Origin of the sequence: Vibrio sp. AIC-3, assembly GCF_013114515.1 — a bacterium.
Lineage (GTDB): Bacteria > Pseudomonadota > Gammaproteobacteria > Enterobacterales > Vibrionaceae > Vibrio > Vibrio crassostreae_C.
The window spans coordinates 1-14,172 of record NZ_VTXG01000021.1 but is presented as its reverse complement, the minus strand read 5'-3'; the positions used below and the strand labels follow the sequence as shown (position 1 = coordinate 14,172).

Sequence of the window (14,172 nt, the reverse complement as noted above, 5' to 3'; positions counted from 1 at the left end):
ATGCGTTTTTACGGTGCGTCTTTAAGAAGGATTAATTATGTCGTCTATCATCGTAGGTCATCGGGGTGTAGCAGGTACTCACCCAGAAAATACCAAAGCAAGCATTGAACAAGCCGCTAAACTCGGCTTGAAATGGATTGAAGTAGATATTCAGCCAACTCAGGATGATCAACTTGTGGTTTGTCACGACCACACCCTTGAGCGCTGCAGCGATGGCAAGGGTCGTGTCGACGAACACACCCTTGCAGAACTGCGTCAGCTCGATTTTGGCAGTTGGAAGTCTGAGCAGTTCGCTGGTGAAAGAATATTGACGTTGGAAGAGTTGCTCGCGCTTGCTGAACAGCATGATCTCAGCGTGAACTTAGAGATCAAAGTCGACAGTCGACATCAAGCGCCTCATGTCGTTGATTTGCTGCATACCGAGTTGATTCGTTCAAATCTAGACACCGACAGAGTGCTGCTTTCAAGTTTCAGCCATCAAGTCGTTTCTGAAATGGCTCGTCACCTGCCGAGATACCGCGTAGGTCTGATCACCGAGCAACTGACTCAAGCCGACTTGATGTTGATTGACGAGGTTAAAGTGTTCAGTTGTCACATGAACTACGAGCATGTGAATCAGAGCGATCTTGATACACTGAGTGAAGCAAACATTCAAACTTGGTGCTACACAGTAAACGATCCGTCTCACTTCAAATTCATCTCAAAAGTAGATGCCGTATTCACTGATTTTCCGAATCAATTTACCTCTATAAATTGACCAAACAAATACCGCAAAAACAACCCCGAGAGACTTTAAAATTAACTCTCGGGAAACCTTAAAATTAGGTAGCAAACACAAGTGAGTAGGAGTACATTCCGCTACTCACTTGGTTTCATTAGCTCGCTCTATACAGACAGCTTCATTGGTTACTTAATTTATGGATCTCATTTTTAGTCCAACCTTCCCAATTTTGGGTGCAATCTTCATTTTCGCCGCTATTGTTCGTGGCTTCTCAGGTTTCGGTTTCACCTTAGTGGCATTGCCATTAAGTGCGTTATTCGAGCCTGTTATCGAACTGGTTCCCGTCTTCATGTTGATCGATCTCCTAGGCAATGTTCAATTACTGCCTAAAGTTCGAAAGCATGTTAACTGGCGCTGGGTTTTAAAGGTATTTATCCCTTGTTTTGCCTTCACACCAGTCGGCTTACTTCTGCTTAAATCCGTTAGCCAAGACACGATCATCTTGATCATCAGTGCCTTCATTTTTGCGTCTGCACTTATGATCTACAAAGGTTTCCATTACAAAAGCGAACCTAGATTTACTCCCTATATTCTAGGAAGCCTTGCGGGTGTAATGAACGGCGCGGCTTCGATGTCAGGGCCTCCAATTGGCACTCATGCATTAGCAAGCCCAGTCGCTCCGCACATTGCCAGAGCAGGCCTGATAGCCTTCTTTGTATTGGCTGATTCCACTGCGTTTGTTTCGGCATCTATCGCTGGGTTAGTCGACCGCGATGTAGTTTGGCTGACTCTCGCGCTTCTACCAAGCAGCATGTTTGGCGGTTATGTGGGTTCTAAACTGTTCGAAAGATTTGGTGGAGCGAAGTTTAAGCCAGTCACCATTGCATTGCTGATTGTGATTGCAATATTCAGTGCAGGTCGAGTCTTACTGTAACGGCTTTAGCGTTTAATTTTGGACGTTGCTTTTACGAATTGGTTTCGCGAATTGGTTTCGCGAATTGGTTTCGCGAATTGATTGCGCTAATTGATTGCGCTAATTGACTGCGGAAAGTGATTAAGAAAACTGGGTACCAATGACTACCATTCGATATGGATAGGGGTACCCATTTTTACAAGTTGGAGAAACTCATCCATATCTTGATTGGTTAACGCGATACAGCCATCCGTCCAATCAAAACTTTGAATAAAGCTCGGCGAACGACGCTCGCCGTTTTTGATGCCATGGATTTTGATGTTTCCTCCAGGATCTACATCATTTTGCTCTGCCCATTGCATATCCGAAGGTTGCGGATAGTTAATATGTACTGAGCGATAAAAGTCCGACTCTTCCATCACATAATCGAGCTGGTATTCCCCTTCCGGCGTTCGGTTGTCCCCTTCAAAGCGTTTATGCCCTTTCGGTTGTTTGCCTAGCGCAATACGAAACTCCTGAATCACCTCTTCACCTTTTAGCAGATACATCCTACGTTTCGATTTATCGACTTTAACTAACGTAACCACTTGCGACAGCGAATCTATCTCAGATGCGCTATCCGGTACGTTGTAAAACTGTCGAGAGGAACTTTGAGGTGGACGTTTCGATGACCCTTGAGAAAACTGAGCTACCTTTTCATCAGGGCTACTGTTAAGAACATCATCCACAATAATCACATGCTCGGAGTTTGAGCTCGTGGAAGAGGTTGAGTTAGATGAAGACGTTGAGACACGTTGAGAATGAGCCGGTGCAGACTCGAATACGATGGTTTCGATAGCGGTCGCGTCAGAGACTATTTTCTCGACCACGACTTGCTCAGCATTCGCGTTCGAAGCCACAAACAGTAAACACAGTGATAAAGGCAGAAACAGACGCACCTTTAGATCTCCTCAAAACGCATGGACATGGTTCGTGACTGAGTTTCCATTCCTAACGACTCATAGAAACCCTGAGCTTGTTGGTTAAACTCCATTACCTCCAACCTAAGTTCTATCGCTCCTCTCGCCTGCGCCCATTGATTAAAAGACTTCATTAACGCTCGACCAGCACCTTTGCTCTGAACCTGATCGTTCACCACAATCGTATTGACCCTTGCCACCTTGTGCGGCTGAATAAAACTGACGCCTTTGTTCTGCGTTACCTTACCCGCTAAAAAGCCAACGACTTGCTTGTCGTCTACTGCAACCAAGAAAGCGCCAAGTGGGTCAAGCATCAAACCTAACCAATACTCTTCACTGTCGGCCAAGCCTTGTGACGCTGGTGCAAATACCATAGGCGCACCAAGATGATGTTGACGGTTTATCTGCTCAGAGAGCGCTAAGATCGCGTTAATATCGGTTACCTTGGCCGTCCGGATTTGCATATCATCACCTTGTTTGAATTCAATAACACCTTAGCAAAAATGGCTTAGTTGTGCACCGTTACACTGGTCAACTCAGACGCTCTGTGAAGGCTGAACATTAATATTAGGCACTATGTTTAGGGAAATTGTTCCGTAAATCTCAGGCACATTGCCAGCCGTTGAGTGCTACTATCTCTGCAGAATCAATATACTAACGACTGGATACCTATATGATTAAGTTTGCTGTAATTGGAACCAATTGGATTACACAAAAGTTTGTTCAAGCTGCGCACGAATTTCAATCGATGCAACTTGCTGCGGTTTACTCTCGAAATCTAGACAGCGCGGCACAGTTCGCCCAAGAATTTGACGTGGAAACCACGTATGACTCACTCGACGCATTGGCCAATGACAACACTGTAGAAGCCGTGTACATCGCTTCCCCTAACTCACTGCATTGCGAGCAATCTATCTTCATGATGGAACACGGCAAGCATGTTATCTGTGAAAAGCCGGTTGCATCAAATATTGATGAAGCAACACGCATGTTCGAAGTCGCTGAGAAAAACGGTGTGGTGCTGTTTGAGGCGTATAAATCTCAATTCCTACCGAACTTTAAGCAAGTTCAACTTGGGTTAGAAAAGATTGGCAAGGTACATAAAGCACACATCAACTACTGCCAGTATTCATCGCGCTACCAAAAATACCTAAACGGCGAGAACCCAAATACCTTCAACCCAGCTTTTTCTAACGGCTCATTGGTCGATATTGGCTTTTACTGTGTTGCCGCGACAGTCGCGCTATTTGGCAAACCTGAAAACGCACAGGCTTCTGCAAAGCTACTTGATTCAGGTGTCGATGCTCATGGCTGTGCGATCTTCCAATACCCTGAGTTTGATGTGACCCTTGCGCACTCCAAAGTCAGCGACTCTTATGCGCCAAGCGAGATCCAAGGTGAATTAGGGGCGATCATCATCGATCACATCGCTGAATGTACTGACGTTAAGATCCGCTACCGCGATGGCACGGTAGAAAACCTTACTCAAGCACAAAGCGAAAACTCCATGAGTTACGAAGCGCAGGCCTTTGCTAGCTGCATTGCTGGCGACAACGCAACACAAGCGCAGGCCCAACTGCGCGCTTTAACGGTTGCGAAGTTAATTACAGAGATGCGCCAACAAGTTGGTGTAGTGTATCCAGCGGATAAATAACGTCACAGCGTAAGTTAACAAACTGATTTTTAATACATAATTATTTATACATAACTGAATTTAATCTTTACGACAAATAACCGGATTAGTTGATTGAGGTCCCATCTGTTTAAATCCGCGTTCGATATCTATCGTATTTATTTAATTTATTGAAGGTGTGTAAAGTGTTTTCAGTTGATGATCGCGTTGTAGCAACAAAAGGTGTTGAACTAGGTGAAATGGTAGTAACAGGCCTAAGTGCTGGTGGCGGCTACGTTCACGTTACAACGGTAGAAGGCGCAATGACGCTTACTTACCCAGCGCAAGATCTTAAAAAAGCATAGTTTAACCACTCTGCCCTTTTAGTAGTCACTCTACTAAAGGTAACAAAATTGAGGCTTTGGCTGACTTCACTCTTCTGCATTAGAGTAAGCAGCCAGAGCCTTTTTTATGCCCGTCATTTACCCACTAGCTTTCTCATTAGCTTACTCGTTACAATAAAACCGCACTCAACTGACAATAGAATTAGGCAACGAGTTTCTACACTAGGTGCTTATTCTCATCGTTCTCTTGATATTCCCGTGCGCTTAATCGCAGTGAATAGTTCTTGTTAACAAAGGCTTATTGTCTGCGAAAGTTTCTGGTACATTAGCATCATCTTATACTAAGAATGACCCGAATGAGGGAAGCTATGAAGCTTTACATTTACGATCACTGCCCTTTCTGTGCAAGAGTCTCCTACATTGCTCAATCGCTAGGCTTGAATATTGAGCTTATTTCTGTCGATTATGATGATGCCCAAACCCTTATCGATCTGATCGGTAAAAAGATGGTACCCGTCTTACAAAAAGACGATGGCTCTATCATGGCAGAGAGCCTAGATATCATCGCGTACTTCATGGACTTGAAATCAAGCGATGAGCAGCGTGTGCCATCTGAGCAAGTGACTGTGTTCCAAACTCGCGCATTCCCTCTTACTCAACAGATTGGACGCCCACGTTGGTGGAACCTCGACTTGGCTGAATATCGCTCTGCTGGAGCCAAAGAAGCTTGGCGTGCCAGTAAAGAGACCGAAGGTTTTAACTTTGAAGAACTGTTAGAAAAGACGCCTCAGTTCGTTCAACTGATTAACCCATTACTGAAAGATGCCGAACTCTTACTGGATCTAGAGAATGGTGAGTCATCACTGCCTCTAGTCGATCAAGCGGTGTATTTCTCGATGCTTCGTGGCTTTTGCGTAGAACCAAACATCACATGGCCACCAGCACTTGAACGCTGGTTAGAAAAGAAAAGTGAAACGCTAAAGCTGTCTTTACTCCGCTAGAAAGCTATCTCGATTAAGAAAACAAGCTCTGACTCGCAAGCGACTACAACGAGCACAAACAAAAAATCGAAGCTCTCAGGTGTAAACTGCGAGCTTCGATTTTCTTTTATCTGGCCATTCTATTTCTCTAAGGCTTTGTCTTACAGCAGACGCCTTCTCAAACCTGTTCGCTCCAAGATTCGTGTCGAAATTTCTTCAACCGATAGTGAAGAGGTGTTGATGTAAGGTATCGCTTCTCGACGGAACATCGCCTCTACCGTTTGCAATTCATACAAACATTGTGAGTCACTGGCGTATTCGCTGCCTGCTAAGCGGTTCTCACGAATTTCAGTGAGCCTTTCTGCATCAATGGTCAAACCAAACAGCTTATGTCGGTAAATCTCAAACTCTGGCAACAGCTTTAAGCGTGCCAAGTCATCGTGGATAAATGGGTAGTTTGCTACGCGTAAGCCAAACTGCATCGCCATATACAAACTTGTTGGTGTTTTGCCACTTCGAGAAACACCCAACAAGATGATGTCGGCTTCTTCCAGCCCTTTTAGCGTGATGCCATCATCATGCGCGAGCGTGTACTCAATCGCAGCAATACGGTCGAAATACTTCACCGAGTCCTTGTTTACACTGCGTGAGCGCTGCAACTTAGGAACAGGCGCCATCTGAATGTCATCCTGTACTTTCTGCACGATGCTCTCTAACACGTCATAACAGTGCGCGGGCGCTTCTAGCAATTTGGTTTTGATATCAGGTATCACAATCGAAAAGAACACTAGCGGTTCTAATCCGGTATCACGATACGAAATTTCAATCTCTTTTAATAAATCAGAAAGTTTGTCCTCACTTTCCACAAACGGAAAGGTTTTTTCATTGGCTTTAAAAGGGAATTGACCTAGAACAACATGCCCTAAAGTCTCACATGTTATGGCCGTTCCATCAGAAACATAGAATACATCACGACTTTGAATATCAATTTGCATTTTTTATTTAATGTTTAAAATTATTTTGAGTAGGATGGTAACCATAATATAGATAATAAAACCCTGCTGACTATTACGTCCCCCACAGCTTTAGAAAATAATTTACATTTTTTTAAACTGACACGTAATCGTTTGCCTTTAAATCCCTACAATGCTTGCTATGTTTCTGGAGAAATAAATGCAAAATAATACCCTATGGTTCAATGGCCTATCCATGGAAGATGTCGACAAAGTCGGCGGTAAGAACGCCTCACTGGGCGAGATGGTTTCTAACCTGTCCAATGCTGGTGTTTCTGTACCTAATGGTTTTGCTACCACCTCTTATGCGTTTAACGACTTTCTTGATTACAAAGGTCTTGATGAGCGCATTCACCAACTACTTGATGAACTTGATGTTGAAGACGTTGACGCCCTGCGTAAGACAGGTGCAACGATTCGACAATGGGTTCTAGATGCACCCTTCCCAGAATCACTAGAGCAAGACATCCGTGATAACTACCGCGAGCTAATCGAAGACAACGAAGAATTGTCTGTAGCTGTGCGTTCATCTGCAACCGCAGAAGACCTTCCAGATGCTTCATTCGCAGGCCAGCAAGAAACCTTCCTTAACGTGAAAGGCATCGACGCGGTACTCGAAGCAACCAAGCACGTTTACGCGTCACTGTTTAACGACCGCGCTATCTCTTACCGTGTACACCAAGGCTTTGACCACCGTGGCATTTCATTGTCTGCGGGTATCCAGCGCATGGTTCGCTCAGACAAAGCCTCTTCAGGTGTGATGTTCACGCTTGATACTGAGTCTGGCTTCGACCAAGTGGTATTCATCACCTCTTCTTGGGGCTTGGGTGAAATGGTTGTACAGGGCGCAGTGAACCCAGACGAGTTCTACGTTCACAAGCCAATGTTAGAAGCGGGTCACTACCCAATCGTTAAAAAGACGTTTGGTTCTAAGTTGATCAAGATGATCTACTCGACCAATCAAGAAATCGGCAAGCAAGTCGATATCATCGACACCGACACTCAAGAGCGTAACGAGTTCTCACTCAACGATGAAGAGATCAAAGAGCTAGCAAAACAAGCGATGATCATCGAGAAGCACTACCAACGTCCAATGGACATTGAGTGGGCGAAAGATGGCATCGACGGCAAGCTTTACATCGTTCAGGCTCGCCCAGAAACCGTATGTTCTCAAAGCGATCAAAACGTTATCGAGCGTTACGAGCTAAACAATAAGGCGGATGTCTTGGTTGAAGGCCGCGCTATCGGTCAGCGTATCGGCTCTGGCCCTGTTCGCTTGGTTGATTCTCTAGACCAAATGTCACTGGTTCAAGAAGGCGACGTGCTGGTAACTGACATGACAGACCCAGACTGGGAACCTGTGATGAAGAAAGCGTCTGCGATTGTGACTAACCGTGGTGGCCGTACTTGTCACGCTGCGATCATTGCTCGCGAGCTTGGTATCCCAGCGATTGTTGGTTGTGGTACAGCAACAAGCAGCCTAAACGATGGCGATACCGTGACAGTGTCATGTTCAGAAGGCGAAACAGGCTACGTTTACAACGGCGAACTCGATTTTGAAATCAAACGTTCTGAGGTTGATGAGCTACCAATGCTACCAACCAAAGTAATGATGAACGTGGGTAACCCAGATCGTGCCTTCGACTTTGCACAAATCCCGAACGAAGGTGTTGGCCTTGCTCGTCTAGAATTCATCATCAACAAGATGATCGGTATTCACCCTAAAGCGCTGCTTAACTTCGATGCACAAACGGATGAGCTAAAAGCGGAAATCAACGAACGTATTCGTGGCTACAAAGATCCTATCGATTTCTACGTAAGCAAATTAACAGAAGGCATCGCGACTATCGCTTCTGCATTCTGGCCTAAGCGTGTGATCGTACGTATGTCTGACTTTAAGTCGAACGAGTACAGCAACCTAGTCGGCGGTAAAACGTTTGAACCGCATGAAGAGAACCCAATGCTTGGCTTCCGTGGTGCATCTCGTTACATCTCACCAGTATTCGAAGACTGTTTCGAGCTAGAAACTCAAGCGATCAAACGCGTTCGCAACGAAATGGGCCTTAAGAACGTTGAAATCATGATCCCATTCGTTCGTACTCCAAGCGAAGCGGCATCGGTTATCGACATTCTGGCTAAATTTAACCTGCGTCGTGGCGACCAAGGTCTGAAAGTCATCATGATGTGTGAGCTACCATCGAATGCGATATTGGCTGATGAGTTCTTGAAGTACTTCGATGGCTTCTCTATCGGTTCTAACGACATGACACAGCTGACACTTGGCCTAGATCGAGATTCAGGCGATGTGGCACACCTCTTCGACGAGCGCAATCCTGCAGTTAAAGCGATGCTGAAAATGGCTATCGATGCAGCGGCGAAAGCGGGTAAGTACGTAGGTATTTGTGGCCAAGGCCCATCTGACCATGACGACCTAGCCGAGTGGTTAATGGAACAAGGCATCAGCTCTGTTTCACTAAACCCAGATACGGTTATCGATACGTGGTTGAAGCTAGGTAACGTTGCTAGTAAATAAGTAAATAAGTAAATAAGTAACGCTTCACGCGGTACCTTAACGACAAAAGCCAGTCGCGTTGACTGGCTTTTTTAGGTTCTTTCCAAATTAGCTGGCTAGAGCGCTAGAAGTAGTATCTCACACCAACCCAAGCTTCGGTTTGCCAACCATTCGGCATTGACACACCTTTCACATCAACATCCGCTTTGGTAATGTCATAGCGCGTATTCAACCACCAAGTTCTTGCAGTGTTCATCGGCACATTTAACGATGTTTTAAATGAGAAGTTTTGCATGTCGATATCATCACCAGAAAGATCTTGCCACTCAGGAACCAAAGACACATAAGCGCCAGAGTCACCGAGATGCTTCGCGGTAATCAAACCAAGCGAGTACCCCGTTAAATCATCTTTAGATGAAGTGACGCCAGGGATTTCCATACTACCAGTCATCAGTCCTGCTCTTGGAAATACCAGGAATCCACCGGTATAAGCTGGATTAATCGCAACAACACCGCCAACCGACAATAAGTCATTTTTAATACTGTTGCGCGTATTAATATAATCTAATGAAAGACCCACTTTAGGCGTAGCTTTCGTCCCCGTTTCAAAGACGTGGAAGTACTGAATTCTAGAGTTGCTGTACTCTGTACCGAATTTGTCTGGATCGCGAAGCGCTGTGTTGCTTTCATCGACAAACGTCCCTTCGGTCAGTAGGGCAAACTGCTGACCGTTTTCTAAACCGCCAGAAACTTGCCCTTGAAATTGGATATCTGAACTACCATTCAGCATCAATGCAGCTTGAGTATAAACTTTAGTGACATCAGCAGGATCGATAACACGTTCGGAATCTGAATCGGCATGTGCAGGAAGGGCTAGACCTAAACTCAACGGGATTAATAGAGCAAACTTTTTCATTATATCTCTCGAAAGTCGTTTGCTTCCTCCTTGAAGCCTGGAACATCCTGTTAGGTAATAAATAGATTACTTGTCAGCAAGTAGTTTTGCTGCCGAACGCATTAGTGCAGGGCCTTTATTCTCACCAAAACCTGAGTGGTATGGGTTGGTTGAGAACATCACACCCACAAAGTCACGTGCAGGATCGATGTAAATAAATTGGCCTAGGTTGCCACTTTTCGACATTGCACCGTCATTGAAAATGAAATCAAATTGGTATGCGTTGTAGTCTGCTTTTTCGTTGTATGCGTGCAGTGAACTGCTCTCTTTGCTAGTACCTACGAATGCTTTTGGATCACCGCCGTTGCGGATACGATCAATCACAGCTTGTGACACCACTGGCTCATCAGCCACCGCTTTCCAGCTAGGTGTAAATAGTGTTCCCCAGCGAGCCATGTCTTCTACCGTTGATGAAACCAAGCCAACCGCGATCGCCATGCCATCTGGCGTCAAGTTGAATTGCATTGGTTGACGTGCGTGCACTTTTGACCAAACACGATCTTCGAATACTTGAGTCCAAGTTTTGTTCTCAACGTTTTCAACTAACTTAGTCAGCACCATGGTGTTGATAGATGCGTAACGGAAATGGTCACCGGCTTTTTCACCTTCCAGTTTCTGTGCACCTTGAGCCACTTCCATCCAAGTTTCCATTTCACCCGTTTTTGCACGAGGTGAGTTAAACGATGCCGCAAAGAAACGCACCACATCAGAGTCTGGGTTCAAGATAGACTCTAATGTCTCTTCATTGTCTAGCGCGGTCGACATGTTCAGAACTTGGTGTACTGTGATGCCATCCCAGTTCGTTCCTTTCAATTCAGAAACATACTCAGCGATCTCTTTTTCAGGGTCGACTTTGCCCTCTTCCACTAACATTGCGATCACTGTGCCAACCGTCGTTTTTGCTGTAGATGCCCAAACGTGCGTATCTGTCGGCTTCATACCTGGGTAAGCTTCGTAAACGATCTCCCCTTTGTGAATCAACATAAAGCCTTGGGTACGGAACTGTTCATCCGCCAAGTACTCATCCATTGTCAACTGACCTTTGCTTTCAGTATCAACTTTCAGTGCAGCGAGTCGTGGGTCGATATTTTTGACTAAAGGCTTGTACTCTTCGTTTGGAGCCGCCAGTGCCGTTGGTAGAAACTCACTCATGTGCATGTTGTAGTAAACGCTGTGGTCGCCGCCCATCTGCCAATGAAAGTTATTGAATAACTCACGAGCTGAGTCAGTAAAACTTGGGGTAAATGCTGTGCTCGCCTCTTTCACGGTCAAGGTAACTTGAGCACCTTCAACTTTCAGAGCTTCTTCAACTGGGTTTGCTGCAAGAGCAAATGATGATGGGGTCGCTAACGATACTAGAACGGCAATGTGTTTAAGTTTCATAATTGTTCTCCTGTTTGGGTTAGGAAAAGTATAGGGAGATGCGCTACACTTAATTAGGTCACTTGATGACATTTAATGGTAGGCACAAAACAATGAAAGCATCATCGAACACCACCAGCATACTGCTCACTTCGACCAGTAACATTGCTCCATATATTCAGTATTGTGACAAACATAGACTGGATTGGCGCACCGTCGCCGTTGCGTGCGGTCTACCCATTGAACTGACACAATCCAATCAATGGCTTCCTACACAAGACGTGATTCGCTTCATTCATGGCCTTGAGCGTAAGTTTGGCTATTCGATAGGGATTGAGGTTGGACGTAAGGCCTCTCTAGAGCAATTGTCACCTGAGCTAGACCGAAAAATTGAACAATGCACTTCTCTCGAGCAAGCGGTACGCTGCTTGATTACTGAAATATCGACCTTAAGTAATCACGTCACCATATGGACGGAAAAAAGCGATGGATTGTGGTGGCTGTGTCATCGAAGTTGCTATCACCCATCGACCTCAGGTTTTGAACAAGCAGAATGGTTTCGCGCCCTGACCGTGATTAGCCTATGCCGTAAGTTCATTGACAGTCGCTGGCAACCATCACACGCCAAGTTGGTCTCTAAGCACAACAGCGCACGTAAATTACCTAAGCATTTCTTTGATTCTGATATTCAGTTTGAAGAGCAATACGGTGCGTTCTCGATTCCGCTGCCCGATGATTATCGTGCCATTTCAGAACGAAATAGTACCCAAGATTGGCATCACGCTGTCGAGATATTAATAGACACCTATGCGACTCTACCTTGGTTCAATATTGAGTGGTTTGCGACCATGCTCGGCATGACAAAACGAACGCTGCAGAGAAACCTGAAGAGCAAAAACATTCTCTTTAAACAAGCCAAAGAACAAGTTCGGGAAGCTAAAGCAAAACAGCTACTTGAAGAGACCAACCTTTCTGTTCAAGACATCAGTTGGCAAGTGGGTTACAGCGACTTGAGTAATTTCAATCGTGCATTCAAAGGTTGGGTTGGAGTCACGCCACCAAGTTATCGGGATAAAGCGAAACATTAGAAATAGTCGAATGGAAAACCTTTAGACCCAATCCGCTAATATAAAACTCAGAAACAAGATACGACACCTTAAATTTCAATAAGCGAACGCATAAAGTTGCATTGCACAATGCTCACATACCGATGAAACTGTGCAAAGGTAATATCGATAGATTTAATGACATTTATTGGTATCGAGCTAACGTTACGTTATCCTTTACGCAATTCTTCATTGAGTGGATTGTCACTACGACAAACCTACCTTCAAGACTGATAAGAGTGTTATGAATTCTACGACCGCAACTCCCTCGCCTTCTCTTGGCCGACAACTCTATACAATGACATGGCCAATGCTGTTTGGGGTGCTCTCCCTGATGAGCTTCCAACTTGTAGACAGTGCTTTTATTGGCCAGTTAGGCGTACTGCCGCTCGCGGTTCAAGGCTTCACGCTACCAATTCAAATGATCATTATCGGGATTCAAGTCGGACTAGGCATCGCGACAACGGCTGTGATCGCGAGAGCTATTGGGGCTAACGAGATACGCTATGCCAAACAGCTCGGCGGATTAGTCGTTGCGATGGGCAGTGTGAGTGTCGCGCTGTTCTCGGTCATCATCTATCTGTTGCGTGGTCCTATTTTACAACTCCTCGATGCACCACCGACGGTACTGCCGATCATTGATTATTACTGGATCTATTGGCTGGTAAGCTCTTGGACAGGCGCACTGCTCTACTTTTTCTACAGTGTGTGTCGTGCCAATGGTAATACCATGCTGCCCGGTTCGATGATGATCGCGACCAGCATCATCAACTTGATATTGGACCCGATTTTCATATTCACGCTCGACATGGGCATCAACGGAGCCGCGATTGCGACCATCTTGGCGTTCGGTGCGGGTATCTTTATCGTTGCTCCTAAGGTAACTAAGAAGCATTGGATGACATTCGACTGGCACGATCTTGATATCGGCAAGAGTATTCGTTCTATAGGAAACATCATGGGGCCTGCGATGATCAGTCAGCTACTGCCACCAGTCTCTTCGATGCTCGCCACCAAACTGCTTGCAGGCTACGGCACAGCAGCCGTTGCAGCTTGGGCGCTAGGTTCACGTTTTGAGTTCTTTTCGATTGTTGCAGTGCTTGCTCTGACTATGTCGATGCCACCTATGATTGGCCGAATGTTGGGAGAAAAGAACCTAGGGAACATACGTAGTCTTGTGAAGATTGCCGTGATGTTTGTATTAGGATTCCAATTGGTGATCGCACTGGTAACTTGGGTGTTCTCTGGCGGGTTGGCAAATCTCATGACCAGCGAAGACGAAGTCTCGACCATTTTGAACTACCACTTACTTATCGTTCCTATCAGTTTAGGGCCGTTGGGTATCTGTATGCTGATGGTTTCTATCTCGAATGCGCTTGGTAAGTCTTATACTGCCTTAACGATATCAGCACTGCGCCTGTTCGCTTTCTTCTTACCTTGCCTATGGGTTGGCTCGCAGTTTGCTGGCATTGAAGGTCTATTCTGGGGAGCCATGGTAGGTAATGTACTTGCCGGTACATGTGCTTGGTTTATGTACCAACGCGCACTTGGGCAAGTCGAGGCTAAGCTTTCTAATTAATCAGTTAGCGAACTAATACCAATTAAAGTAAAAATGTGATCTAATTAAGATTGATGAATTATTGTGAAATTTAGCCATGGATAGCCTTAATAACACTGACTTCAAAAAGCTTGCGA

Annotated in this window: 13 protein-coding genes; 8 read left to right on the top strand and 5 right to left on the bottom strand. The window is 45.3% G+C overall.

All coding sequences use genetic code 11. The features are described from left to right. Window positions 1-37 precede the first annotated feature (37 nt). A complete protein-coding gene (locus F0229_RS14680) occupies window positions 38-757 on the top strand; it encodes a glycerophosphodiester phosphodiesterase family protein (protein ID WP_102398602.1) in 720 nt (239 codons plus the stop codon). A gap of 160 nt (window positions 758-917) precedes the next feature. After that, the gene (locus F0229_RS14675) at window positions 918-1,655 is read left to right on the top strand and encodes a sulfite exporter TauE/SafE family protein (protein WP_171733130.1); all 738 of its coding nucleotides are present in this window, start codon (window positions 918-920) and stop codon (window positions 1,653-1,655) included. Window positions 1,656-1,798: 143 nt separating this feature from the next. Here the strand turns inward: F0229_RS14675 and F0229_RS14670 are convergent, their stop codons facing one another. Next, complete coding sequence (locus F0229_RS14670; protein WP_017064906.1) at window positions 1,799-2,572, bottom strand: murein L,D-transpeptidase family protein; 774 nt, start codon at window positions 2,570-2,572, stop codon at window positions 1,799-1,801. Window positions 2,573-2,574: 2 nt separating this feature from the next. Beyond that, window positions 2,575-3,057: a GNAT family N-acetyltransferase gene (locus tag F0229_RS14665; protein ID WP_017064907.1), complete on the bottom strand. Its 483-nt coding sequence runs from the start codon at window positions 3,055-3,057 to the stop codon at window positions 2,575-2,577. 209 nt (window positions 3,058-3,266) lie between these two features. Here F0229_RS14665 and F0229_RS14660 point away from each other — a divergent pair, with 209 nt between their 5' ends. The 3 genes from F0229_RS14660 to grxB all read left to right on the top strand — a co-directional run bounded on the left by F0229_RS14660 (window position 3,267) and on the right by grxB (window position 5,550). Next, on the top strand, window positions 3,267-4,247 hold the full coding sequence (locus F0229_RS14660) for a Gfo/Idh/MocA family protein (protein ID WP_171733129.1): 981 nt from the start codon (window positions 3,267-3,269) through the stop codon (window positions 4,245-4,247). Between the two features lie 164 nt (window positions 4,248-4,411). Beyond that, window positions 4,412-4,570 carry a hypothetical protein gene (locus tag F0229_RS14655; protein WP_004733064.1) on the top strand — a complete coding sequence of 53 codons (159 nt, stop codon included), beginning with the start codon at window positions 4,412-4,414 and terminating at the stop codon, window positions 4,568-4,570. A 347-nt stretch (window positions 4,571-4,917) separates the two neighbouring features. Next, window positions 4,918-5,550 (top strand): glutaredoxin 2, encoded by a 633-nt coding sequence (gene grxB, locus F0229_RS14650; RefSeq protein WP_171733128.1) that lies wholly within the window; start codon window positions 4,918-4,920, stop codon window positions 5,548-5,550. 140 nt (window positions 5,551-5,690) lie between these two features. Here the strand turns inward: grxB and F0229_RS14645 are convergent, their stop codons facing one another. Then, complete coding sequence (locus F0229_RS14645; protein WP_017060559.1) at window positions 5,691-6,524, bottom strand: pyruvate, water dikinase regulatory protein; 834 nt, start codon at window positions 6,522-6,524, stop codon at window positions 5,691-5,693. 178 nt (window positions 6,525-6,702) lie between these two features. Between F0229_RS14645 and ppsA the strand changes: the two genes are divergently transcribed. Continuing rightward, window positions 6,703-9,075, top strand: a complete 2,373-nt coding sequence (gene ppsA, locus F0229_RS14640) for a phosphoenolpyruvate synthase (RefSeq protein ID WP_171733127.1) — start codon at window positions 6,703-6,705, stop codon at window positions 9,073-9,075. A 103-nt stretch (window positions 9,076-9,178) separates the two neighbouring features. Here ppsA and F0229_RS14635 read toward each other — a convergent pair whose 3' ends face one another. After that, the gene (locus F0229_RS14635) at window positions 9,179-9,970 is read right to left on the bottom strand and encodes a hypothetical protein (protein ID WP_171733126.1); all 792 of its coding nucleotides are present in this window, start codon (window positions 9,968-9,970) and stop codon (window positions 9,179-9,181) included. A 66-nt stretch (window positions 9,971-10,036) separates the two neighbouring features. After that, a complete protein-coding gene (locus F0229_RS14630) occupies window positions 10,037-11,392 on the bottom strand; it encodes a serine hydrolase (RefSeq protein WP_017060556.1) in 1,356 nt (451 codons plus the stop codon). A 92-nt stretch (window positions 11,393-11,484) separates the two neighbouring features. Here F0229_RS14630 and F0229_RS14625 point away from each other — a divergent pair, with 92 nt between their 5' ends. Together F0229_RS14625 and F0229_RS14620 are read left to right on the top strand one after the other, a co-directional pair. Beyond that, the gene (locus F0229_RS14625; protein ID WP_017064911.1) at window positions 11,485-12,459 is read left to right on the top strand and encodes an AraC family transcriptional regulator; all 975 of its coding nucleotides are present in this window, start codon (window positions 11,485-11,487) and stop codon (window positions 12,457-12,459) included. Window positions 12,460-12,721: 262 nt separating this feature from the next. Further along, window positions 12,722-14,056, top strand: a complete 1,335-nt coding sequence (locus F0229_RS14620; RefSeq protein ID WP_029235266.1) for an MATE family efflux transporter — start codon at window positions 12,722-12,724, stop codon at window positions 14,054-14,056. The last annotated feature ends 116 nt before the right edge of the window (window positions 14,057-14,172 follow it).

Excerpts from the sequence above, each read along its gene's own strand:
- F0229_RS14680 (WP_102398602.1), top strand. The coding sequence starts at position 38 with ATGTCGTCTATCATCGTAGGTCATCGGGGTGTAGCAGGTACTCACCCA.
- F0229_RS14675 (WP_171733130.1), top strand. The coding sequence starts at position 918 with ATGGATCTCATTTTTAGTCCAACCTTCCCAATTTTGGGTGCAATCTTC.
- F0229_RS14665 (WP_017064907.1), bottom strand. The coding sequence starts at position 3,057 with ATGCAAATCCGGACGGCCAAGGTAACCGATATTAACGCGATCTTAGCG.
- F0229_RS14660 (WP_171733129.1), top strand. The coding sequence starts at position 3,267 with ATGATTAAGTTTGCTGTAATTGGAACCAATTGGATTACACAAAAGTTT.
- grxB (WP_171733128.1), top strand. The coding sequence starts at position 4,918 with ATGAAGCTTTACATTTACGATCACTGCCCTTTCTGTGCAAGAGTCTCC.
- F0229_RS14645 (WP_017060559.1), bottom strand. The coding sequence starts at position 6,524 with ATGCAAATTGATATTCAAAGTCGTGATGTATTCTATGTTTCTGATGGA.
- ppsA (WP_171733127.1), top strand. The coding sequence starts at position 6,703 with ATGCAAAATAATACCCTATGGTTCAATGGCCTATCCATGGAAGATGTC.
- F0229_RS14635 (WP_171733126.1), bottom strand. The coding sequence starts at position 9,970 with ATGAAAAAGTTTGCTCTATTAATCCCGTTGAGTTTAGGTCTAGCCCTT.
- F0229_RS14630 (WP_017060556.1), bottom strand. The coding sequence starts at position 11,392 with ATGAAACTTAAACACATTGCCGTTCTAGTATCGTTAGCGACCCCATCA.
- F0229_RS14625 (WP_017064911.1), top strand. The coding sequence starts at position 11,485 with ATGAAAGCATCATCGAACACCACCAGCATACTGCTCACTTCGACCAGT.
- F0229_RS14620 (WP_029235266.1), top strand. The coding sequence starts at position 12,722 with ATGAATTCTACGACCGCAACTCCCTCGCCTTCTCTTGGCCGACAACTC.